We start from the raw sequence: 21,529 nt of genomic DNA on the forward strand, positions 1-21,529 counted from the left end.
CGGCACGGGAACCGGGGCCGCTCGGGAACCGGAACGGGGAGCGCGGGACCGGGTCCCGGGCTCCCCGTCTCGGACAGCGCCTTGCGACGGCGGGTCAGTCGCAGCGGGGCGGTTCGACGCCGATGTCGTTGTTCGCTGCGATCCGGCGCAGGTCTTCGATCTCCTCCTGGCGAATGTCCGCCAGGTAGGTGTCACCATCCGCGTGGGCGCTCCGCAGCGACGCGTACGCGTCGTCGAGCCGCTGCTGGATCATGCGTGACAACTCGCCCATGGGCCTCCTCCCGGATCGTGCCCATGCCTACCCAGGCCTAGGCTGAAGTCAAACCTGTCCGCCGATGCAATTTTCGCGGATTCTTGCGTCGGTGAGATCACGATCTGGCGTACCAGAAGAGGAACACCTGCTTACGGGCGTCTTACGGCTTCCATGGCATATCTGAAGCGGGCACGGCGGACGCGGTGGACCGGGCATGCGCGAAGCGCGGGCATGCTCGGAGCACGGCGTGTTCGAAGCCGGGGCCGGCCGTGCCCCGACCGGGAGGGGGACCCTTGCGTGTTCTAGTCGTCGAGGACGAGCGCGTGCTCGCCGACGCGATCGCCACCGGCCTGCGCCGCGAGACGCTGGCCGTGGACGTGGCCTACGACGGGGCGGGCGCGCTGGAGCGCGCGGGGGTCAACGAGTACGACGTGATCGTGCTGGACCGCGACCTGCCCAAGGTGCACGGCGACGACGTCTGCAAGCAGCTGGTCTCGCAGCGCTACCCGGCCCGGATCATCATGCTGACGGCGGCGGGGGAGCTGGACGACCGGGTCGAGGGGCTGTCCATCGGCGCCGACGACTACCTGGCCAAGCCGTTCGCGTTCGCCGAGCTGATCGCCCGGGTGCGGGCCCTCGGCCGGCGCGCGGCGGCGCCGCTCCCGCCCGTGCTGGAGCGCGCCGGGATCACCCTCGACCCCGCCCGCCGCGAGGTCTCGCGCGACGGCCGCCCCGTGGAGCTCACCCGCAAGGAGTTCGCGGTGCTGGAGGTGCTGCTGAGCGCCGAGGGCGCCGTCGTCAGCTCCGAGCACCTGCTGGAGAAGGCATGGGACGAGCACATCGACCCGTTCACCAACGTCGTCCGGGTCACGATGATGACCCTGCGCAAGAAGCTCGGCGACCCACCGGTGATCGAGACCGTGCCAGGGGTGGGATACCGGCTGTGACCGAGGAGACCGCACCCCAGAACCGTCCCGGCGGCCCGGCCGGGAACGGAGCCCGCCCGAACCCGCCCGGGGAGGGCGACGCTCGCGCCACCCAGCCGACCGCCGTCGCAGGCGACGCCGGGGACGCCGGGTCGCGGCGCGGCGGCCGCTGGCGGCGGCCCGGCCCGCAGCAGGTCCCCCAGCCGTACCCGGCCCCGAAGGGCATGTGGCGCGGCGAGGGCGGCGGGCCGCTCGGCCAGGTGTCCGCCCTGCCCGGCCGGATGAGCGTGCGGCTGCGCCTCACCCTCCTCTACGGGCTGCTGTTCTTCATGGCGGGCGCGCTGCTGCTGTTCGTGATGTCGGTCCTGATGGCCAACATCCTCGGCAACGTCAAGGTGATCGGCCTCGGCATCTCCGCCGAGGAGTCGGCCGAGCTCCAGCGCCAGTTCGTCGAGCAGACGATGAGGCAGCTCGTCGGGCGGTCGCTGCTCGCGCTCGGCGGGGTGGGCGTGATCACGCTGGTGCTCGGCTGGTTCGTCGCCGACCGCGCCCTCAGCCCCCTCCAGCGGGTCACCACCACCGCGCGCCGGCTGTCGGAGAGCACGCTGCACGAGCGGATCGCCCTGGAGGGCCCGGACGACGAGATCAAGGAGCTGGCCGACACCTTCGACGCGATGCTGGAGCGGCTCGGGCAGGCGTTCGACACCCAGCGCCGGTTCGTCGCCAACGCCTCGCACGAGCTGCGCACCCCGCTCGCGATCAACCGGACGCTGCTGGAGGTGGCGCTCGGCGATCCGGAGGTCTCCGACGACCTGCGCGCCGTCGGCCGGACGCTGCTGGCGACCAACGCCCGGCACGAGCGCCTCATCGAGGGGCTGCTGCTGCTCGCCCGCAGCGAGCGGGAGCTGACCGCGCGCACGCCGGTCGACCTGGCCGAGGTGGCGGCGACGGTGCTGGAGCAGTCGGCGCGCCGGGACCACGACAACGACGTCGCCGTCCACCCCGAGCTGACGTCGGGGACGGCCCTCGGCGACCCCGTGCTGCTGGAGCACCTGGTCTCCAACCTCGTCGAGAACGCGATCAAGCACAACGTCGAGGAGGGCGGCGAGCTCTGGGTGCGCACCGGCATGCTGGAGGGCTACGCGACCGTCCAGGTGGAGAACACCGGGCCCGTCGTGCCCGCCTACGAGGTGGAGCGGCTGTTCGAGCCGTTCCGGCGGCTGAACGCCGACCGCGTCGAGTCGGCCAAGGGCGCGGGCCTCGGCCTGTCGATCGTCCGGTCGGTGGTGCTGGCGCACCGCGGCGCCGTCTACGCGGTCCCGCGGCCCGGCGGCGGGCTGATCGTCACCGTCCGGCTCCCGCCGGGCCAGCCGGCCGTGTGAGCCCGGCGCCGTCCTGACCCGCACAGGAGCGGCGGCGCCACGGCTACTTGAGCGCGGCTGCCGCCACGGCTACTTGAGCGCGGCTGCCGCCACGGTCGGGTCGCCGTCGTAGTCCAGCCCGAGCCCGACGTACTTGCCCGGCCGGACCACGGCGACCCGGGCGTCGTTCAGGAGCGGGATGAGCGCCATGTCGTCCAGCGCGGTCTTCTCGGCCTGCCCGAACAGCCGGGTCCGCTCGGCGGGCGCCGGGGTCCTGAGCGCTTGGGAGATCGTCCCGTCGAAGGCGGCGTTCCTCCACTTGCCGAGGTTGTAGAAGTCCGCGCCGGTGCTCTTGGCGCCGCCCAGAAGCGGCCACAGCATCGTGTAGGCGCCCGGGTAGTCAGGGCCGTAGGGCAGGAAGGCCAGCCCTGAGGCGTCCTTGGACGCGACATCGTCGCGGTACTTCGTGAACTCGGCCAAGGGGTAGGACTTCATCTCGACCCGGAGGCCTAGCACCGACTTGAGCTGCGTGCTGACGACCTGGGCGAGGCGCTGGTCGACGGGCGACTCGCGGTAGTAGAGCCGGATGGCGGACCCCGTCCTCAACCCGGCCGACGCGGCCTGCGCCTTGGCCTTCACCGGGTCCGTCGCGTCGCAGGACGGGCAGACGCCGGGCTTGCCGAATCCGGGGACGGCCACCGGGACGATGCCGTGCGCGACCTTCGGGAAGCCGCCGAGCGCCTGGCCGAGCCTGCCGCGGTCGAGGGCGTAGGAGACGGCCTGCCGGGCCTCCTTCGACGCCATCGGGCCCCGCGCGGTGATCGGGACGAGCATCCGCGTGTACGGCAGGGGACCGGAGACGAGCCCCGTTCTCGGGACCGTGGCCAGGTCCTCGGTCCCGACCGTGTACCAGTCCGACTGCCCGGCCGTGTAGATGACGTGGTTCTTGGCCGCGTCGCCGCTCAGCGTCACGGTCACGCCGTCCAGCTTGGTCCTGCCGAACGCCCAGGAGTCGTTGCGGACGAGCGAGACCGACGCCCCGGTGCGGTAGTCCTGCACCTTGAACGGGCCGTTGCCGACGGGACGGGTGTTGAAAGCGGCGTTGTCGGGCCTGCCCGCCGCCTGCGGCGCGGGCATGAACGCCGGTTCGGACAGCCGGCCCCCGAAGTCGCAGTTGGGAGCGGTGAGCGTGACCGACAGCGCGGTCGGCGAGACCACCTTGACCCCCGACAGCCCCTCGCTCCCGCCGCCCTCCACCGAGGAGTACCCCTCGATGTCGTTCATCAGGTAGGCCGCGGCGCCGGTCTTCTCCGCCGCGCTGCGCGCCCAGCCGCGGGCGAACGCCTGCGCGTCGACCGGCTCGCCGTCGCTGAAGGTCGTCCCGCCCTTGATCGTGATGTCCCATGTCCGGCACTGCGCGTCCGGCTTGAGCGCCGCCGCGAGCCGGTTGCGCGCGACGCCGTCGGCGCCGACCTCGGTCAGGCCCGTGAACAGCTGCTTGGCGAGGAAGCGCTCGGTGCCGGCGACGGCGTGGGACGGGTCGATCTCGCCGTTCGCGGTGCCCGGCGTCCCCATCGCGACCGGCAGCGTCCCGCCGACCCGTCCGCCCGTGGCCGTCGTGCCGCGGTCGTCGCCGTCACCGCGGAACTGGACCCAGGCCAAGGCCGCGGCGAGCGTCAGCACGGCCAGCGCGGCGCCGCCGACACTCGCGAGGACGCCGATGCCGGGCCGCTTGCCGGTTCCGGACGGCTTGGTGAAGTCGACGCCCGGAGCGGAGACGGACGGCCACGTGTTGGGCGTGCTCCCGTCGTGGGGCGGGACGGGGGAGGGCCAGGCCGGGCCGGGCATGGGCGGCGGCGTCTGCGGCACCGGCGGTCCGACCTGAAAGGGCGCTGCCGCCTGCGGTGGCGTCCGGGCCCGCAGCCGCGCCGACTCCGCGGCCGCCGTCCGTACCCCCTGGGTGAGCATCACGGCGTCCGCGCCGTCGCGCGGGCCGCCGGGCTGGGGCAGGCTCCCCGCCAGCGCCAGCAGGTGCGCCAGGACCTGCTGGGAGGCGGGGCGCAGCGCCGGGTCCTTGCTGAGGCAGTTCGCCACGATGCCGCGCAGCGGCTCGGGAAGCTCGCCGAAGTCGGGCGCCATGTTCAGGATGCGGTGCATCACCGCGGGAATCGAGTCCTGCCCGAACGCCGGCCGCCCGCTCGCCGCGAACACCATCGTGGCGCCCCACGCGAAGACGTCGGCGGGCGGGCCGACCCGCGCCCCGGAGATCTGCTCCGGGGCCATGTAGGCGGGCGTGCCGACCGCCGTGCTCGACATGGTCCCGGTGGCGTCCAGCGCCCGCGCGATACCGAAGTCGATCACCCGCGGGCCGTCCGGCGCGAGCAGTACGTTCGCGGGCTTGAAGTCGCGGTGCACGACCCCCGCCTGGTGGATCGCCGCGAGCGCCGTCATCGTGCCGATCGCCAGCCGGTCCAGGTCGGCGCCGCGCCGCGGGCCGTCCTGCGCCAGCACCCGCGACAGCGCCGGACCGTCGATGTACTCGCTGACGATGTACGGGCGGTCGCCCTCGACGTCGGAGTCCAGGACGCGGGCCGTGCAGAACGCCGACACGCGCTTGGCGACCGCGACCTCGGCCGCGAACCGCGAGCGGGCCTTCGGGTCGCCGCTGAAGCGCGCGTGCAGCAGCTTCACGGCGACCCGGTGGCCCGGTTCGTCCTCCCCGAGGTAGACGGCGCCCTGACCGCCCTCCCCGAGGAGGCCGGTCAGCCGGTACGCGCCGAGCCGTTCGGGATCGCCCTTGCGGAGAGGGGCGACCTCGGTCATGCCCTGGAGGTCTCGGTCATGACTTGGACACGGTCCCGTACGCGGTCGGGGTCGTCTCGGACTGGAGCTGGCGCCACTCCCACCGCAGCGTGGTGCTGGACGACGGGATGAACGTGACGTACCCGGACGCGCACTCCGACGGGTTCATCCCCGCCATCGGCGTCTCCCGGTACTCGACCTTCGAGCTGCTCTCGTCGCCGGAGATCAGCGACAGCCGGGTGTAGCAGTTGTCCTGCGCGCCGGAGGGGTAGCTGTAGGTCGCGACGCCGCTGGAGTAGAGCAGCGAGAACTTCGCGTTGAACCGGGTGTGGCCCGCCTTGGCGGCCGGCTGGTTGCCGTCGCCGGTGAAGTTCCCGAGCAGCCCGCCCGTGGTGCTCGTGGTCGGCGTCTCGCTCGGCGTGTAGGTGTTCGGCGGGGAGTAGGTGGGCGTCACGGGCGGGTCGTCGTCGCTGTTGGCGCCGATGATGGCGAGCACCACGACCACCAGGATCACGATCAGCGCCAGCGCGCCGCAGCCGATCGCGATGATCGGCCCGGCCGAGCTGGACTGCTTCGGCGGCGGCCCGTACTGCGGGCCGGGCGGCATCTGCATCGGCGGCGGCGTGTGCGGCTGGGGCGGCATCGCCCCGCCCTGGTACATGGCCATGGGCGGCGGGGTGATCGGCTGCGGTGGCGGCGTGGACGGGCCGCCCATCCCGCCCATCCCGCCCATGCCGCCCTGGTGCAGCGGCATCGGCGGCGGGGTGATCGGCTGGTGCGGCTGCTGGTGCGGCTGGGGCCGCGGGGCGGGCGGCACCGGGGGCGGCGGCGGAAGCTGCGAGGCGATCCGCGTGCCCTGGTTGAGCAGTTCCTCCTGCCCGGCGCCCTGGTTGGCGGGCGCGGCGCCGACGTGGCCGAGCAGGTTCAGCAGCAGCTGCGCCGCCGGGGGCCGCAGGCCGGCGTCCTTGGACAGGCAGCGCCCGACCAGGTCGCGCAGCGGCCCCGGGGGCAGCGCCGAGAGGTCGGGGTCCTCGTTGAGGATCCGGTTGATGATGACCGGCAGCGTGTCGGCCTCGAACGGCGACTGGCCGGTGGCGGCGAACACCATGGTCGCGCCCCAGGCGAAGATGTCGACCGCGGGGGTGAGGGGCGCGCCGGTGAGCTGCTCGGGCGCGAGGTAGCCGGGCGTGCCCACCACCATGCCCGTCGCGGTGACGGCGCTCTCCTGCGAGTTGACCGTCCGCGCGATGCCGAAGTCGACGACGCGCGGGCCGTCGGAGGCCAGCATGACGTTGTTCGGCTTGAAGTCGCGGTGCACGATCCCGGCCTCGTGGATGGCCGCGAGCGCGGTCACCGTGCCGATCGCGAGCCGCTCCAGCTCCGCCGCGCCGCGCGGGCCGTCGTGCGCGACCACGTCGTGCAGTGAGGGCCCGTCGATGAACTCGCTGACGACATAGGGCTGGTCGCCCTGGACGTCGGCCTCCAGTACCCGCGCCGTGCAGAAGGGCTCGACCTTCTGCGCGGCCGCCACCTCCCGGGTGAAGCGGGCACGCGCGGCCGGGTCGTTCGCCATCTGCGCGTGCAGCAGTTTGACGGCGACGTACTCGCCGTTGGGCGCCTTGCCCAGGAACACGGCGCCCTGGCCTCCGGCGCCCAGCCGTCCGATGACCTCGTACCGTCCGAGTGCCCTAGGATCGCCCGGCTCCAGCGGAGCGGCATCCGGCATCTGACCCTCCATTGACCCGCAGTGATGTCCGCGACATTGTGCGCTGGACCCGCTCGCGGGGGTCCCGTGCCGGCGATCGCCGGGCCCGCCCCCGCAGGGGGTCCGCCCCCAACCTCAGGCGGGCACGATATCGCGTTAGTTCAGACGTTTCACTGATGCGTCCGGTTCGCTATTCCGGCTGCCGGATCGAACCGTCCCGCCGCGCCCGGCCGGTCGGTGCGCACAACCCTCCCAGGACCGATATGATCCCCGCCGCCGCGGGATCCCCGGCAGGTGCCCCGGCCCCGGACCGGACCGTGACACCCGCCGGGTGTGTGACCGAAGACACAGTGCGAGGAAAGAGCCGGGTGACGGGAGTCACTCGTGGGAACGGTCGCGCCTCGTGTGTCGCAGGTCACCAACCGTGACAGAATTTCCCGCCCGGATCGGGCACAAGAACGGTCCCCCGAGCGTTAGATCCGCGCGACGGGGCGCATAAAGCACTGAGGGGGATGGAGATAGAAGATGGCGACCGACTACGACAGCCCACGCAAGACAGATGACGACCTGAGCGAGGACAGCCTCCAGGAGCTCCAGGCCCGGCGGGCCGACAAGGCCGCCAGCATCATCGACGAGGACCTGGACGCCGGCGAGGTCGCCGAGCTTCCGGGCGCCGACCTGTCCAACGAGGAGCTCACCTTCCGGGTGGTCCCCCGGCAGGCCGACGAGTTCACCTGCACGCGCTGCTTCCTGGTCCACCACCGCAGCCAGCTGGCGACCGAGAAGAACGGCCAGCCGGTCTGCCGCGAGTGCGCCGCCTGACCGGCGGCCGCGAGGTGACCGGGAGTGGCCGTCGGGTGACGGGAGAGGCCGGGTGACGGGAGACTACGAGCCGCGTCACGGCGAAGTGGAGCCGGCGCGCGGCGACGGCTCCGCGGAGCTGGGTGAGCTGATCGGCAGGCTCACCTCGGACGAGGACATGGACCGCGAGACCCGCGGTCGCCTGCTCGGGCGACTGGCCGGACTGCTCGGCCAGAGCGCCCGCAGGGTGGGGGCCGCGGGCGTCGCGCGGGGCAGGTGGCTCGCCGACCTGCTCGTCGCGGCGGCACCGCACATCCCCATCCGCGATCTGGAGACGCTCCAGGCCCACCACCACGGGGTGATGGGCGAGGAGCTCGCCGACCGGGTCGTCAAGGCGGCGGGCAACGCCACGACCGCCGTCGGCGCCGCCGGCGGCGCGCTGGCCGCGGTGGAGTTCGCCGCCCCGCCGCTGCTGCTGACGGCGCCGGCCCAGCTCGCGGCCGAGACGCTCGTCGTCGCCGCGATCGAGGTCAAGATGATCGCCGAGCTGCACGAGGTGTACGGCGTCAGCGTCCAGGGCAGCGGCACCGCGCGCGGCGCCGCGTTCGTCACGTCCTGGGCGCGGCAGCGCGGCGTCAACCCCCTGGAGGGCGGCTCCCTGACCAGCGCCCTCGGCACGGCCGCCAAGAGCGCGCTGCGCAAGCGCATGCTCCGCGTCTTCGGCCGGAGCCTTTCCACCATGGGCCCCCTGCTCACCGGCGCCGCGGCCGGTGCGGCCCTCAACCGATCCGCGACCAAGGCGCTGGCCCTGAAGGTGCGCGCCGACCTCCGGGAGATCGCCGGCAGCCTGCCCCCGCTCACCGGCGACCAGCCCCGTCGCCTGAACCCCTAGCGCGCCGCCCACCCCCTGGCGGCACGCCCGAGAGCCGAGGGCGCGGACCCGAGACGCGCGGCGAGCCCGCGCGCGATGCCCGGACGAGAACGCGCCGCGGCCGGTCCCTTCGATCACCGAAGGGACCGGCCGCGGCGCGTTCGGCGTTCGGACGGGGGCCGGGCCCCCGCTCCGGGTCGCCTCAGACGTCGGCCTTGAGGTGCGACGGGCTCTGGCCGGTGCTCTTGGCCCACTGGTGGGCGGCGGCGCGGGTGGCGAGCAGCCGCGCGACCTCCATGCCGACCCCCATCACCACGGCCCACCCGATCGCCTCGGACAGCGCGACCTCGGGGGACTCGGGATTGGTCGGCGGCTCCTTGCCGGTGCTCTTCTTCCAGGCCAGCGTGATCACTTTCTTCGCGACGAAGCCGCCCGCGAATGCGGCCGCCCCGGCCATCACCCGCCAGCCGATGTCGCCCTTGTCCGCCATGTTGGTCCCTTCTCGTCCTGTCGTCTCCGACGCTACCGGAACGGCCCGCCGCCGGCGGTGGAGGTGATCACCGCGTCGGCGCCGGTAATCGGCCTGCGCTCCGGGCCGATGTCAATACGATTGGCCTCATGACAGAGCAGCCGCGTACTCCGAACGTCCCTCCGAAGCCCTCCTTGGACGGCCTGGAGGACAAGTGGGTACGCGCCTGGGAGGACGGCGGCGTCTACCGCTTCGACCGCACCAGGCCGCGCGGCGAGGTGTACTCGATCGACACCCCGCCGCCCACCGTGAGCGGATCCCTCCACGTCGGACACGTCTTCTCCTACACCCAGACCGACACCGTCGCCCGGTACCACCGCATGCGCGGTAGGGCGGTCTTCTACCCGATGGGCTGGGACGATAACGGGCTCCCGACCGAACGCCGCGTGCAGAACCACTTCGGCGTCCGGTGCGACCCGTCCCTTCCCTACGATCCGGACTTCGAGCCCCCGGCCAAGCCCGACGCGAAACGCCAGCAGCCGATCTCGCGGCGCAATTTCATCGAGCTGTGCGAGCGGCTCACCGAGGTCGACGAGAAGGCGTTCGAGGAGGTGTGGCGCCGCGTCGGCCTGTCGGTCGACTGGGGCCACCTCTACACCACCATCGGGCACGCCGCGCGGACGGCGTCCCAGCGCGCGTTCCTGCGCAACCTGGCGCGCGGTGAGGCCTACGTCTCCGAGGCGCCCACCCTGTGGGACGTCACGTTCCGCACCGCCGTGGCGCAGGCCGAGCTGGAGGACCGCGAGCACCCCGGCGCGTTCTACCGGATCCGGTTCCACGGCGACGAGCGCCCGGTCTACATCGAGACGACGCGGCCGGAGCTGCTGCCCGCCTGCGTCGCGCTGGTCGCGCACCCCGACGACGAGCGGTACCAGGAGCTGTTCGGGACGACCGTGCGCACGCCGCTGTTCGGCGTGGACGTCCCGGTCCTCGCCCACCGGCTCGCCGAGCCGGACAAGGGCTCCGGCATCGCGATGATCTGCACGTTCGGCGACGTCACGGACGTCACCTGGTGGCGCGAGCTCGACCTGCCGACCCGCGCGATCATCGACTGGGACGGGCGGCTCGCCGCCGACCCGCCGCAGGGCGTCCCCGACGAGCCGTACCGGGAGCTGGCTGGCAAGACGGTCTTCTCGGCCAAGGAGCGCATCGCCGAGATGCTGCGCGAGTCCGGCGACCTGGACGGCGAGCCCCGCAAGATCAGCCGCCCGGTGAAGTTCTACGAGAAGGGCAACAAGCCCCTGGAGGTCGTCACCACCCGGCAGTGGTACATCCGCAACGGCGGCCGCGACGAGGGCGTCCGCGCGGAGATGCTCGCGCGCGGCAGGGAGCTTGAGTGGCACCCCGGCTACATGCGGGCCCGCTACGAGAACTGGGTCGAGGGCCTCAACGGCGACTGGCTGATCTCGCGGCAGCGTTTCTTCGGCGTCCCTATCCCCGTCTGGTACCGGCTTGACGACTCCGGTGAGCCGGTCCACACCGACCCGATCGTGCCGGCCGAGGACGCGCTGCCGGTCGACCCGTCGTCCGACGTCCCGCCCGGCTTCACCGAGGGGCAGCGCGGCAGGCCCGGCGGCTTCACCGGAGACCCCGACGTGATGGACACCTGGGCGACCTCGTCGCTGACCCCGCAGATCGCGGGCGGGTGGGAGCGCGACACCGACCTGTTCGGCCGGGTCTTCCCCTTCGACCTGCGCCCCCAGGGGCACGACATCATCCGGACGTGGCTGTTCTCCACGGTGGTCCGCTCGCACCTGGAGCACGGCTCGCTGCCGTGGAAGGCCACCGCCCTGTCCGGGTGGATCCTCGACCCGGACCGCAAGAAGATGTCGAAGTCCAAGGGGAACGTGGTCACGCCCATCGACCTGCTCCGCGAGTACGGCTCCGACGCCATCCGGTACTGGGCGGCGAGCGGCCGGCCCGGCACCGACACCGCGTTCGACACCGGCCAGATCAAGGTGGGCCGCCGCCTCTCCATCAAGATCCTCAACGCCTCGAAGTTCGTGCTCGGGCTCGGGGAGGCGGGCCCGGACGCGGCGGTCACCGAGCCGCTGGACAAGGCGATGCTGGCGGCGCTGGCCGGGGTCGTCCAGGAGGCGACGGACGCGTTCGACGGCTACGACTACGCGCGCGCCCTGGAGCGCACGGAGCGGTTCTTCTGGGAGTTCTGCGACGACTACCTGGAGCTGGTCAAGGCGCGCGCCTACGGGGAGGGGCCCGAGGCGCTGTCGGCGCGGGCCGCGCTGCGTGCGGCGCTGTCGGTCCTGCTGCGGCTGTTCGCGCCCGTGCTGCCGTTCGTGACCGAGGAGGTCTGGTCGTGGTGGCGGCGCGGATCGGTGCACACGGCCGGCTGGCCGTCCGCCGCCGAGCTGCCGCCGGGCGGCGACCCCGCCGTCCTCGCGGCCACCGGCGAGGCGCTCCGGCAGGTCCGCAAGGCCAAGTCGGAGGCCAGGGCCTCGATGCGCGCCGACGTGTCCCGCGCGGTCGTGCGGGGCTCGGAGGTGACGCGGATCGCGCGGCCCGACCTGGCCGCGGCCGGGCGGATCGCCGAGCTGACCCTGGAGGCCGCCCCCGCCGCGCTCACCGTCGACGTCGTGCTCGCCCCCGCGACGTAGATCACCCCGGCCGGGGCTTGACGCGGATCCGGCGCGCTCCACATATTGGATCGTTGGTCTAATTGGGGTGCGCCGGGCCCGCGCCGCGCGGCGGCGGCCCCGGGCGCGGCGTGCGAGGGAGACGGGATGAGCGAGATCGACGAGCGGCATCCCGTGATCGCGCCGCGCAGGGTGAGGTTCGACTGGGCGGACACCCCGCTGCACTGGATCCCGGGCGAGCCGGTCGCCACGCACTTCATCAACGTCCTGCACCTGCTGCTGCCCGCCGGGGAGCGGTGGTTCGTGCACGTCTACAAGGAGGCGCTCCCGCTCGTGCGGGACGACGAGCGCCTCTACCGCGAGGTCAAGGGGTTCATGGGCCAGGAGGCCGTGCACGCCTACTCCCACCAGGGCGTCCTCGACCGGCAGATGCGCGAGCAGGGCCTCGACCCGCGCCCGCTGACCGACCGGATCGAGTGGGTGTTCCGGCGGATCCTCGGCGACCGGTGCTGGATCCCGCTGCTGCCCCGCAAGCGCTGGCTCTTCGTCCGGGTCGGCGTCATCGCCGGGATCGAGCACTACACGGCGGTCCTCGGGCAGTGGATCCTGGACGCCCGCGAGCTGGACGAGGCCGGCGCCGACCCGACGATGATGGACCTCCTGCGCTGGCACGGCGCCGAGGAGGTCGAGCACCGCTCCGTCGCGTTCGACGTCTACCAGCACGTGGCCGGGCGGTACTGGATGCGCTTCATCGCGTTCTTCCTCGGCATCCTCGCGCTGCCCCTGATGGTCTACGCCGGAGCGGTGTTCCTGTGCCGCGCCGACCCGACGCTCAGGGGCGTCCGCCCGCGGATCCGCGACTACCGGCGGGCGGTGCGGCGCGGGCTGTTCCCCGGCAACCGCTTCATGATCTCCGCCGGGCGCGCGTACCTGCGGCGCGACTACCACCCGTCGCGCGAGTGCTCGACGCAGCGGGCGCTGGACTACCTCGCGGTGTCGCCGGCCGCGCGGGCCGCGGGGCGCGGGGCGTCCTGAACCGCGGCCCGCGCGCCGGCGGGCGCGGGCCGCCGCTCAGAGCGTGCAGGGCAGGTGCTTGATGCCGTTGATGAAGTTGGAGTAGAGCATCTGCGGCTCGCCGCTCGCCCGGATGTGCGGGACCCGCGTGAACAGCTCCCGGAACATCACCGTGATCTCCCGCCGGGCCAGGTTCGCGCCCAGGCAGAAGTGCGGGCCGGGGCCGCCGAACCCGACGTGCGGGTTGGGGGAGCGGGTGATGTCGAACGCGTCGGGATCGCCGAACACCTCGGCGTCGCGGTTCGCGGAGTTGTAGAACAGCAGGACCTTGTCGCCCGCCCTGTACTGCTGGCCGTTCATCTCGTGGTCGCGGGTCACGGTCCGCCGGAACTGGATGACCGGCGTCGCCATCCGCACGATCTCCTCCACCGCGCCGGGGATGCGGGCGTCGAAGTCCTCCATCAGCAGCGCCCGCTGCTCGGGGTTGTCGGTGAACAGTTTCAGCCCGTGCGTCATCGCGTTGCGGGTCGTCTCGTTGCCCGCCACGACGAGCAGGATGAAGAACGAGCCGATCTCCTGGTCGGTCAGCGACTCCCCGTCCACGTTGGCCGAGACCAGCCTGGACACGAGGTCGTCGCCGGGGTGCCGGCGGCGCCTGCGGGCGAGCTTCATCGCCAGGTGGTTCAGCTCGTAGCCCGCCGACATCGCCATCAGCAGCCCGTACAGGACGCCGATCCGGGTGATCCCCCCGCGGAGCACGTCCCTTCCGCCGGTGTACTCGGGGTCGCCGAGCCCCAGGATGATGTTCGTCCGGTCGTACACCATCGGGCGCAGGTGTTCGGGGATGCCCATCATGTCGCAGATGACCTGTACGGGCAGCCGCGCCGCGACGTCGGTGACGAAGTCGGCCGAGCCCTTGCGCTCCAGGTCGTCCACGATCCGCGTCGCGGTCGCCTGGAGGTCGGTCTCCAGCTTGGACAGCACGCGCGGGGTGAACGCCCGCGACACGATCCGGCGGATCTTGGCGTGCCGCGGGTCGTCCATGTTGATCATCGAGCCGAAGTAGCGGGCCATGTACCGGGGCAGGTCCGCGATGCTGTTCGAGCACGGCTCGCTGCTGAAGACCTCCGGCGTCCGGCTGGCCTCCACGACGTCCGCGTGCCGGGTGAGCGCGTAGTAGCCGGGCCCGGTCCGGATGAACGGCAGCTTGAGCTCCGGGAAGAACGCCGGATGCCCGCGTTCGCGCAGCCGCGCGAACGCCGCCAGGCGCCGCTCCGGGGGCAGCGACCAGAAGGCCAGGTCCGACAGGTTGTCCTCCGGTGGGCCGCCCAGGGTGCCCGCCCGCGCCGTCGTCGTCACCGCACACCGCCCTCGTAAGTCAGAACGCCGTTCGGTTGCCATCGAACCCAGCCTTCCGGACATCCGTCAAGGCCGCTCAGATCGCCGCGGCGGCCCGGCGGTGCAGCACGGCGCGCTCAGCGGCGGTCCACGCCCCGGACGTGAGCAGGTACAACCCCGCCGCCAGGGGCACGAACGCCGCCACGGCGATCGTCCCGAAAGGCATCGCCCGTGCGAGCACGCCGGCCGCCGGGCCGAGGGCGTCGGCCAGCCCGCCCACGAGGGCGGCGGCGATCGAGACGGGAACGTCGGACATGGCAGGGACCTTTCGGAGGCGGTGGGATCGATGGCGTCTCGGCCGCGCTCAGGCGGCCGCGATCCCCGTTCCGGGTGCGCGCGGGCGGGGCCGTCCGGCCGCGTCCGGGTCGCGCTGCGGGAGGAAGGCGGCTCAGTTTGCCACGGGTCACAGGAGCAGGAGGGCGAGGGCGGACAGGGAGGCGAGCGCCGTCGCGGTCTTCACGGGCGGCATCCGGACGGCCATCGCGGCGTCCCGGTGCCCGTCGCGGGCCAGGTAGGTGAGGAGGGCGCTCAGGGCGCGCCCGGCGCCGAAGGCCGTCCCGGCCAGGACGGTGGTGAGCAGGTCCTCGTGTGCGAGGAGCAGGCCCAGGGCCAGGACGTAGGGCGCCGTGGCGGAGACGTAGGTGCGGACGCCCGTGCCGAGTTCGAAGCCGAACTGGAGGGCGCCCCGGCGGAGGTGGGTCTGCAGGACCTCCTGGGGGATCTGGCGCGCGTTCTGGGGGAGGGGGATGCGTACGAGCCCGGCCTCGCGGGCGGCCCCCAGCCCGGCGAGGGCCAGGATCGCGGCGGCGCGGACCGGTGACGGGAGCGGGGCGGAGAGGCCGGACAGCAGCCAGACCACCGCCGCGCTGAGCGTGCCTCCGAGCAGGAGCCCGAGAGTGAAGACGGCCAGGACCTCGCCCTGCCGTACGGGGGCCCGCCAACCTGGCGAGAACAGCACGGATTCGCTGTTGCGCGTTCAAACGCTGCCCGACAGGGAGAACCCGGCGAGCGCGCCGATCGACCCCCAGCACAGGACGGCGGCGTCCAGGGCGGCGGCCGACACCGCCAGGAGCGCGAGGGCGGCCACGGGGAGGAGCGGGTCGGACGCGCCCCGCCGCAGCCGCCCCGCGGTCAGTTCTTGCACGCCATCGCCTTCCGGCAGATGGTCTTGTACCAGTTGCCCTTCTTGGACTTCTTCCAGCCGTCGTGGCAGCGCCAGGTGACGCCCTTCTTGCAGCTGCCGCAGCTCTTGGCGTAGGCCCAGAGCCAGCCGTCGTAGCCGCCGCCGTAGCACTGGTTGGGGCGCAGCTTGTAGCGCCCCGGATCCGACACGCCCGACTTGTGGAAGCCCTTGTACTTCCCGCTCGTCCGGCAGCACACGCTGCACACGAGGCTGGGCCCGCAGCCGGGGGAGCAGTTGTGGTTGGACGCGTACGAGGGGCAGCGCGGATAGATGTCGTAGTAGCCGACCAGCTGGAAGCCCGACGCGAGCGCCTCCCGCGCGGGCGGGAAGACGCCGAGGGCCTTCAGCCCGGCGGTGGCGCCCGCCGCGGCGAGTCCGGTGAGGACGCTGCGGCGTACCGGCCGCAGCCGCGGCTCGTCCGCGGGCGCCGGGCGACGCCGGACGCGCTGCGCCCCCTCCGGGCGCGGGCCGCGCAGCGGCGGGACGTCTTCGAGTTCGATCATCGTGCCGCCTCCAGGGTGAGTGCGCGGAGGGCTTCGGGGGAGCCGACGGGCTCGGCGGCCCGCACGCGCCCGTCCGCGCCGACCAGCACGGCGAACGGGGTGGCGGGGACGCCGTAGTCGGCGAACAGGCCGTCCTGCTCGCCGGTCAGGACCGTCACGCCCGGACGGGACGCCTCCTCGGGCGGCGGCCCCGCGAAGACCGCGTGCAGCGGCCGGTCGGCCGGGACGGCGGCGAGGACGTCGGCGCACACGCCGCAGTCGCGGTCCAGGAAGAGCAGCAGGCCGGGCCCGAGCCGGTCGAAGGCGGGCGCGGGCGCGCCCACCGCGGGGCCGAGCGCGGCGGGCCGGGAGGCCCCCTGCCCGAGCGCGTGGACCTGCCGGACGAGACCGGCGACCACCAGGGCGAGCAGCAGGATCGCCACCCATGACAGCAGGAGCGCGCTGTTCTGGAAGCTCATCCGGCCGTCCTCCTCTCCACGGTCGTGTTCTTGACGGTCGTGTTCTTGACGGTCGTGCTCGTGACGGTCGTGCTCGTGACGGTCATGGCCTGCGGGAGCGTCCAGAGGAGCACGGCGAACGCCAGCCCCGCCGCGACCTGGACCGAGGACTCGTACGCGGTGGACCAGGCCGGCGGCCCGTACAGGGCGCCGGCGAGGGCGAGCGCGCAGAGCGCGGCCGCCCGGCCCGCGACCCAGCCGGTCATCGGGGTGCCGTCGCCTCCGCACCCGCAGGGGACGCCGCGCCGGGTGCGGGCCACGTGCGCGCCGTAGAGCGCGTACAGGGCCAGCAGGACGGCCGCCGCCCCGCCGGCGGCACGCGCCGGCCCGTCCAGCCGGAGGAGCAGCGCCGCCGCGCCGGCGGCGCCGATCAGCGCCTCCGCCGCGATCACGGCCGCCGCGACCGTGCCGGCGAGGGCGGCCGGGAGCACCCGGTGCTCCCGCACCGCGGCGGCCAGCGCCGCCGGGCGCCTGACCTGCCCTGCCAGCGACGCGAGCAGGACGAGCGGGACCGCGACCGCCGCGATGCCGGCGAGGAGTCCGGTCACCGGACCGCCTCGACCGCCAGCCCCGCGAGGCGCCGCGGGACGTCCCGCACCCGGTCCTCCTCGGGCAGCACGGTGACCAGCAGCGACCTGAGCGCGAGCAGGAAGTAGGGGCCCTGCCCCTCCACGGTGTCGCGGAAGAGCTCGCCGCCCGCGACCGGGGCGCCGCGCCACGGCGGCAGGCGCCTGCGGGTCACCGAGGTCAGCGCGGTGATCTCCAGCAGGCCGATCCCCGGTACCTCCTTGACCGTCTCGGCCGGCTCGGGCCGCCGGGCCCGGCCGCGCGGGACGGCGGTGATCCCGTCCTCGTGCTCGGTCAGGCGCACCATGTCGAAGAACGCCACCGCGTCCGCCGGGCGCCCGTGGTAGAGGTGCGTGAACACCGCGTGGCGGCGGCCCTCCCACACGGCCGCGAGGACGGGGTCGCTCAGCCCCGTCTCGGCGTCGCGGGTCGCCGTCCGGCCGACCCGAAGCCGCCCTCCCTGGATGCGGAACTCCTGCTCGAAGCGGCCGACCCCGATGTCGGACGCCCAGGCCTCGGCGTCCTCGCGGGTGCCGCTGGAGATCTCGTGCAGCCGCCCGCCGGAGGCGATCCGCGCCACCGACGTGCACGGCCGCCGCAGGTCGTGGTCTCCCGTGAGCCGGATCCGCACGCCGTCCAGCGACCGGTGGGTGACGCCGCGTTCGCGTGTGCCCATGCCGTCCCCTTCCTGTGGGTACGCACTCCCACAGAAGCACCGCGGGTAACAATGGTGACGCTACGCGTCATACCTCGTTTCGGGGTCAAACCTTCCGGAAGTGGTCATGGTCGGGGACCGGGTAGGGTCAACTGCCGGACTCGCGCGGCGGCGGCGTTTCGGCGGCGGCCGCCGCCCGCCCGCTGGGTAGGGTCGTGAGGTTCTCCGGCAGGTACGCGTGAGGTGGAGCCCGTGAGCAAGGTCGATGTGCTGGTCCGGCGGCTGGACCCGGAGCTGCCCCTGCCCCAGTACGCCCACGCGGGCGACGCGGGCGCCGACCTGGTCGCGGCGGTCGACGTGGAACTGCCGCCGGGGGAGCGCGCCGTCGTCCCCACCGGGATGGCGATCGCCCTGCCGGACGGCTACGCCGCTTTCATTCACCCCCGGTCCGGATTGGGCGCTAAGTTGGGGGTGACCATCGTCAACGCACCCGGTACGGTCGACGCCGGCTATCGGGGTGAGATCAAGGTGACACTCCTGAACACCGATCCCCGCGCCACGGTGAGACTGCGGCGCGGAGACCGCATCGCGCAGATGGTCGTCCAGCGGGTCGAGCACGCGGTGTTCCACGAGGTCACCGAGCTTCCCGGATCGGCGCGCGGGACCGGCGGGTTCGGCTCCACCGGCGGATTCGGCAATGCCCCGCGATCCGGGGACAATGAGCACAGTCGAGAAGGAGTGTGAGTCGTGGCTTTTGGACGTCGCCGGCAGGCCGAGGAGCCCGCGGAGGGTCCCGAGGTGACCGAGGAGCAGGCGGAGAACGCCGAGGACGCTCCCGCCGAGGCGGGGTCGGCCAAGGCGGGAGCGGCGGGCGGCGGCCCGTGGGACTCCGAGGACTCCTTCCCCGAGATGCAGCGGCTGGACTTCGGGTCCCTCCAGGTGCCGATCGCGCCGGGGCTGGGCTTCCAGGTGAACTTCGAGGCGACCCAGGTCGACGAGGAGGGCAACCCGCTCGACGGGCGGCCCGTCGCCGTGCTCGTGCAGTACGAGGAGAGCGCCATGCAGCTCCAGGTGTTCGCCGCGCCCAAGCGCAGCGGCATCTGGGACGACGTGCGCCGTGAGACCGCCAAGGACATCCAGGAGGAGGCCCAGGGCCAGACCCAGGAGGGCGAGGGCCCGTTCGGTCCCGAGCTGCTGGCGATGGTCCCCGCGGCGCTGACCGAGGAGGTCCTCGCCGAGATGCCGGAGGAGGTCCGCGAGCAGATCCCGGCGGAGTTCGTCGAGCAGGGCTGGGCGCCGCAGATCATCCGCTTCCTCGGCGTCGACGGCCCCCGCTGGTTCCTCCAGGCCGTGGTGCAGGGCGCCGCGATCGAGGACGAGGAGCAGTGGCAGGTCCTGGAGGACGTGCTGAGCGGCGTGGTCGTGAACCGCGGCGACGCCCCGATGCCGCCCCGCGAGCTCCTGGAGCTGCAGATCCCCAAGGAGTTCAGCGAGGCCGGCGAGGACGACCAGGACGGGGCCGTGGAGACCTTCGACCCGTTCGAGCGCGGCCCGGAGATCACCGAGGTCCGCTGACCCCGCGAGCACCCGGCCCGCCCGCCCGCACGCCTTTTCGGACGTGCGGGCGGGCGGGTTCGTGCTTGCGGCGCCCGGCCGATCGCTTGTCTTGGACCGGCCTACGGGCGGTCAATCGGGACATGTCGAAGAAGACGCGCAAGCGCCGGGCCCGCAAGCGGAGCAAGCACAACAAGGGCAGGCGGCCCAACGCCCGCCACTAGGACCCGATCATCTCGAACGTCATCGCGTGCTCGACCCCCGCGGCCTTCCCGCCCTCCTCGGCCACGCCGGTGAGGAACGCCTCGGCGTCGAACCCGTCGCCGAGGCCCGCGAAGTACACGCGGTGCGCGAGCAGCGAGTCGATGCCGGCCCGCAGGTGGCCGGTGACGTCCACGTAGTGGGTGGGTTCCGGCGACCCGCCGAACAGCGCGAACCGGACGCCCTGCCACGGTTCGAGCCCGAGGTCGCGGAACACCCACCGGTTCGCCGCGTCCCTGATCGCGTCCGCGACCGCGAGGCCGAGCACCCGGTGGTCGGCCATGTTGAAGCCGCCGCCGGGGAACCTCTCGCGGAAGTTCACCGACAGCACCACCTCGGGCCGGTGCCGCCGGATCGCCGCGGCGAGCGTCCGCCGCAGCGGCAGCCCGTACTCCAGCGTGCCGTCCGGAAGGTCGAGGAACTCGACCGTGCCCACACCGACGATCCGCGCCGCCTCGACCTGCTCGGCGCTGCGGACCCGCCGCACCTCGTCCGGATCCATCGAGTCGATGCCGGCCTCCCCGCGGGTGGCCAGCACCTCCGTCACCGTCTTTCCCTGGCCCGTCCACTTGGCGACCGCCGCCGACGTCCCGTACTCCAGGTCGTCCGGGTGCGCCACGATCGCGAGCGCGCGTTCCCAGTCCTCAGGCACCTCGTCCATCCCCCCATCCTCGCGGATCGGGACGGCGGTCACAGGTAACGGAGCCAGAGATAGGGGGTCGACAGGGCGATCGTCACGAAGGTGACGACGAGCCCGTAGCGGGTGAAGTACCAGAAGCTGATCGGCGTGCCGTTGCGGGCGGCGATGCCGAGCACGACCACGTTTGCGCTGGCCCCGATGGCGGTGGCGTTGCCGCCGAGGTCGGCGCCGAGGGCGAGGGCCCACCACAGCACGTGCCCCTCGGTGCCGGGGTACTGGTGGACGAGGTCGGCGACGATGGGGCTCATCGTCGCGACGTAGGGGATGTTGTCCACGATCGCCGACAGCCCGGCGGACGCCCACAGCAGCAGCATCGAGGCGACGCCGAGGCGGCCCTGCGTGGCGTCCGCCGCGGCCCTGGAGACCTCTCCGATGACCCCGGTCTCGACCAGGCCGCCGACCATCACGAACAGGCCGGCGAAGAACACCAGCGTGGGCCACTCGACCTCGGCGAGGGCCTCCTCGGTGGTCACCCTGGTCGCGGCGACGAGCAGCCCGGCGCCGAGCAGCGCGACCACGGACGGCTCGTAGTGCAGGACGGGGTGCAGCACGAACGCCGCGATCACGACGGCGAGGACGGCGAGCCCCTGCGCGAGGAGCCGCCGGTCGGTGATCGCCTCCCGCTCCTCCAGCTCCATGACCTCGGCGGCGAGGTCCGGGTCGTAGCGGAACGACGAGCGGAACAGCCACCGGCACAGCAGGCAGAACACGACCAGCAGCACCACGACCAGCGGCGCCAGGTTGACCAGGAAGTCGTTGAACGACAGGCCGCCCCGGCTGGCGATGATGATGTTGGGCGGGTCCCCGACCAGGGTCGCGGTGCCGCCGATGTTGGACGCCATGACCTCGGCGACCAGGTACGGCTCGGGCCGCAGCGCGAGCCGCTCGCAGACGAGGAACGTGACCGGCGCGATCAGCAGGACGGTGGTGACGTTGTCCAGCAGCGCGGACGCCACCGCGGTGAGCACGATCAGCATCACCATGAGCCGGTAGGGGCGCCCCCGCGCGCGCTTGGCGGCCCAGATCGCCACGTACTCGAACAGGCCCGTCCGGCGCAGCACCGAGACGATCACCATCATGCCCAGCAGCAGGAAGATGACGTTCCAGTCGATCCCGGACTCGGGGGAGAAGAACGCGGCCTCGGCGTCGGTGACGTGCAGCAGGAGCATCAGGCCCGCGCCGCCGAGCGCGACCGCCGTCCGCGGCACCTTCTCCGACGCGATCAGCACGTACGCGCAGACGAAGATGACGACCGCGGCGGTGGCCTGCACAGAACCTCCTGGACGGCATACGGATGACGGGACCTGCCGACCAGACTTCCCGGCGCGCCACGGGCGACTCTAACGGTCCCGGCA

22 protein-coding genes and 1 pseudogene are annotated in these 21,529 nt (G+C 73.1%); 8 read left to right on the plus strand and 15 right to left on the minus strand.

The genetic code is table 11. The features are described 5' to 3' along the window. Window positions 1-94 precede the first annotated feature (94 nt). Window positions 95-271, minus strand: coding sequence for a hypothetical protein (locus FKD65_RS44585; protein WP_168221295.1), 177 nt, complete (start codon window positions 269-271; stop codon window positions 95-97). 275 nt (window positions 272-546) lie between these two features. Between FKD65_RS44585 and FKD65_RS36570 the strand changes: the two genes are divergently transcribed. Beyond that, on the plus strand, window positions 547-1,200 hold the full coding sequence (locus FKD65_RS36570; protein ID WP_141583486.1) for a response regulator transcription factor: 654 nt from the start codon (window positions 547-549) through the stop codon (window positions 1,198-1,200). Continuing rightward, window positions 1,197-2,561 carry a cell wall metabolism sensor histidine kinase WalK gene (locus tag FKD65_RS36575; RefSeq protein WP_240809771.1) on the plus strand — a complete coding sequence of 455 codons (1,365 nt, stop codon included), beginning with the start codon at window positions 1,197-1,199 and terminating at the stop codon, window positions 2,559-2,561. The genes FKD65_RS36570 and FKD65_RS36575 overlap by 4 nt, the downstream gene beginning before the upstream one ends. Before the next feature lie 69 nt (window positions 2,562-2,630). On the opposite strand, the gene FKD65_RS36580 is transcribed toward FKD65_RS36575, so the two are convergent. Then, complete coding sequence (locus FKD65_RS36580; RefSeq protein WP_141583488.1) at window positions 2,631-5,363, minus strand: ABC transporter substrate-binding protein; 2,733 nt, start codon at window positions 5,361-5,363, stop codon at window positions 2,631-2,633. Window positions 5,364-5,379: 16 nt separating this feature from the next. Next, window positions 5,380-7,068 carry a serine/threonine-protein kinase gene (locus FKD65_RS36585; RefSeq protein WP_141583490.1) on the minus strand — a complete coding sequence of 563 codons (1,689 nt, stop codon included), beginning with the start codon at window positions 7,066-7,068 and terminating at the stop codon, window positions 5,380-5,382. 504 nt (window positions 7,069-7,572) lie between these two features. On the opposite strand from FKD65_RS36585, the gene FKD65_RS36590 reads away from it, so the two are divergent. Further along, window positions 7,573-7,869 carry a DUF4193 domain-containing protein gene (locus tag FKD65_RS36590; protein ID WP_117404125.1) on the plus strand — a complete coding sequence of 99 codons (297 nt, stop codon included), beginning with the start codon at window positions 7,573-7,575 and terminating at the stop codon, window positions 7,867-7,869. A 52-nt stretch (window positions 7,870-7,921) separates the two neighbouring features. Beyond that, on the plus strand, window positions 7,922-8,740 hold the full coding sequence (locus FKD65_RS36595; protein ID WP_240809772.1) for a hypothetical protein: 819 nt from the start codon (window positions 7,922-7,924) through the stop codon (window positions 8,738-8,740). Window positions 8,741-8,921: 181 nt separating this feature from the next. Here the strand turns inward: FKD65_RS36595 and FKD65_RS36600 are convergent, their stop codons facing one another. Continuing rightward, a complete protein-coding gene (locus tag FKD65_RS36600; protein WP_141583492.1) occupies window positions 8,922-9,209 on the minus strand; it encodes a DUF4235 domain-containing protein in 288 nt (95 codons plus the stop codon). A gap of 128 nt (window positions 9,210-9,337) precedes the next feature. On the opposite strand from FKD65_RS36600, the gene valS reads away from it, so the two are divergent. After that, the gene (gene valS, locus FKD65_RS36605; RefSeq protein ID WP_141583495.1) at window positions 9,338-11,863 is read left to right on the plus strand and encodes a valine--tRNA ligase; all 2,526 of its coding nucleotides are present in this window, start codon (window positions 9,338-9,340) and stop codon (window positions 11,861-11,863) included. Between the two features lie 126 nt (window positions 11,864-11,989). Beyond that, a complete protein-coding gene (locus FKD65_RS36610; RefSeq protein WP_141583497.1) occupies window positions 11,990-12,877 on the plus strand; it encodes a metal-dependent hydrolase in 888 nt (295 codons plus the stop codon). A gap of 36 nt (window positions 12,878-12,913) precedes the next feature. Here the strand turns inward: FKD65_RS36610 and FKD65_RS36615 are convergent, their stop codons facing one another. The 9 genes and pseudogenes from FKD65_RS36615 to FKD65_RS36645 form a co-directional block, all read right to left on the minus strand. Further along, entirely contained in the window at window positions 12,914-14,215 is a 1,302-nt protein-coding gene (locus tag FKD65_RS36615) for a cytochrome P450 (protein WP_240809773.1), read from the minus strand. Window positions 14,216-14,291: 76 nt separating this feature from the next. Next, window positions 14,292-14,510 (minus strand): hypothetical protein, encoded by a 219-nt coding sequence (locus FKD65_RS36620; protein ID WP_141583502.1) that lies wholly within the window; start codon window positions 14,508-14,510, stop codon window positions 14,292-14,294. Window positions 14,511-14,558: 48 nt separating this feature from the next. Continuing rightward, window positions 14,559-14,630 (minus strand): annotated as a pseudogene (locus tag FKD65_RS46735) (DUF6412 domain-containing protein); the annotation flags it as partial. Window positions 14,631-14,657: 27 nt separating this feature from the next. Continuing rightward, window positions 14,658-15,212 carry a hypothetical protein gene (locus FKD65_RS45145; RefSeq protein ID WP_205718376.1) on the minus strand — a complete coding sequence of 185 codons (555 nt, stop codon included), beginning with the start codon at window positions 15,210-15,212 and terminating at the stop codon, window positions 14,658-14,660. 18 nt (window positions 15,213-15,230) lie between these two features. Next, window positions 15,231-15,398, minus strand: coding sequence for a hypothetical protein (locus FKD65_RS44590; RefSeq protein WP_168221296.1), 168 nt, complete (start codon window positions 15,396-15,398; stop codon window positions 15,231-15,233). Further along, complete coding sequence (locus FKD65_RS36630; RefSeq protein ID WP_141583504.1) at window positions 15,386-15,940, minus strand: hypothetical protein; 555 nt, start codon at window positions 15,938-15,940, stop codon at window positions 15,386-15,388. The genes FKD65_RS44590 and FKD65_RS36630 overlap by 13 nt, the downstream gene beginning before the upstream one ends. Further along, window positions 15,937-16,398 (minus strand): hypothetical protein, encoded by a 462-nt coding sequence (locus FKD65_RS36635; RefSeq protein WP_141583507.1) that lies wholly within the window; start codon window positions 16,396-16,398, stop codon window positions 15,937-15,939. The genes FKD65_RS36630 and FKD65_RS36635 overlap by 4 nt, the downstream gene beginning before the upstream one ends. Next, complete coding sequence (locus FKD65_RS36640; protein WP_141583509.1) at window positions 16,395-16,985, minus strand: MauE/DoxX family redox-associated membrane protein; 591 nt, start codon at window positions 16,983-16,985, stop codon at window positions 16,395-16,397. Before FKD65_RS36640 ends, FKD65_RS36635 begins: the two co-directional genes overlap by 4 nt. Continuing rightward, the gene (locus tag FKD65_RS36645; RefSeq protein WP_141583511.1) at window positions 16,982-17,680 is read right to left on the minus strand and encodes a hypothetical protein; all 699 of its coding nucleotides are present in this window, start codon (window positions 17,678-17,680) and stop codon (window positions 16,982-16,984) included. The genes FKD65_RS36640 and FKD65_RS36645 overlap by 4 nt, the downstream gene beginning before the upstream one ends. A gap of 222 nt (window positions 17,681-17,902) precedes the next feature. Between FKD65_RS36645 and dut the strand changes: the two genes are divergently transcribed. After that, entirely contained in the window at window positions 17,903-18,403 is a 501-nt protein-coding gene (dut, locus tag FKD65_RS36650) for a dUTP diphosphatase (RefSeq protein ID WP_205718377.1), read from the plus strand. Between the two features lie 3 nt (window positions 18,404-18,406). Continuing rightward, complete coding sequence (locus FKD65_RS36655) at window positions 18,407-19,234, plus strand: DUF3710 domain-containing protein (protein ID WP_141583516.1); 828 nt, start codon at window positions 18,407-18,409, stop codon at window positions 19,232-19,234. Between the two features lie 199 nt (window positions 19,235-19,433). On the opposite strand, the gene FKD65_RS36660 is transcribed toward FKD65_RS36655, so the two are convergent. Further along, window positions 19,434-20,135, minus strand: a complete 702-nt coding sequence (locus FKD65_RS36660; protein ID WP_141583518.1) for a PIG-L deacetylase family protein — start codon at window positions 20,133-20,135, stop codon at window positions 19,434-19,436. 29 nt (window positions 20,136-20,164) lie between these two features. Beyond that, window positions 20,165-21,445, minus strand: coding sequence for an ArsB/NhaD family transporter (locus FKD65_RS36665; protein WP_141583520.1), 1,281 nt, complete (start codon window positions 21,443-21,445; stop codon window positions 20,165-20,167). Window positions 21,446-21,529: the final 84 nt, after the last annotated feature.

The organism is Actinomadura sp. WMMA1423 (assembly GCF_006547145.1).
Lineage (GTDB): Bacteria > Actinomycetota > Actinomycetes > Streptosporangiales > Streptosporangiaceae > Spirillospora.

Excerpts from the sequence above, each read along its gene's own strand:
- FKD65_RS36660 (WP_141583518.1), bottom strand. The coding sequence starts at position 20,135 with ATGGACGAGGTGCCTGAGGACTGGGAACGCGCGCTCGCGATCGTGGCG.
- FKD65_RS36580 (WP_141583488.1), bottom strand. The coding sequence starts at position 5,363 with ATGACCGAGGTCGCCCCTCTCCGCAAGGGCGATCCCGAACGGCTCGGC.
- FKD65_RS36610 (WP_141583497.1), top strand. The coding sequence starts at position 11,990 with ATGAGCGAGATCGACGAGCGGCATCCCGTGATCGCGCCGCGCAGGGTG.
- FKD65_RS36635 (WP_141583507.1), bottom strand. The coding sequence starts at position 16,398 with ATGAGCTTCCAGAACAGCGCGCTCCTGCTGTCATGGGTGGCGATCCTG.
- valS (WP_141583495.1), top strand. The coding sequence starts at position 9,338 with ATGACAGAGCAGCCGCGTACTCCGAACGTCCCTCCGAAGCCCTCCTTG.
- FKD65_RS44585 (WP_168221295.1), bottom strand. The coding sequence starts at position 271 with ATGGGCGAGTTGTCACGCATGATCCAGCAGCGGCTCGACGACGCGTAC.
- FKD65_RS36590 (WP_117404125.1), top strand. The coding sequence starts at position 7,573 with ATGGCGACCGACTACGACAGCCCACGCAAGACAGATGACGACCTGAGC.
- FKD65_RS36645 (WP_141583511.1), bottom strand. The coding sequence starts at position 17,680 with ATGGGCACACGCGAACGCGGCGTCACCCACCGGTCGCTGGACGGCGTG.
- FKD65_RS36600 (WP_141583492.1), bottom strand. The coding sequence starts at position 9,209 with ATGGCGGACAAGGGCGACATCGGCTGGCGGGTGATGGCCGGGGCGGCC.
- FKD65_RS36630 (WP_141583504.1), bottom strand. The coding sequence starts at position 15,940 with ATGATCGAACTCGAAGACGTCCCGCCGCTGCGCGGCCCGCGCCCGGAG.
- FKD65_RS36620 (WP_141583502.1), bottom strand. The coding sequence starts at position 14,510 with ATGTCCGACGTTCCCGTCTCGATCGCCGCCGCCCTCGTGGGCGGGCTG.
- FKD65_RS36585 (WP_141583490.1), bottom strand. The coding sequence starts at position 7,068 with ATGCCGGATGCCGCTCCGCTGGAGCCGGGCGATCCTAGGGCACTCGGA.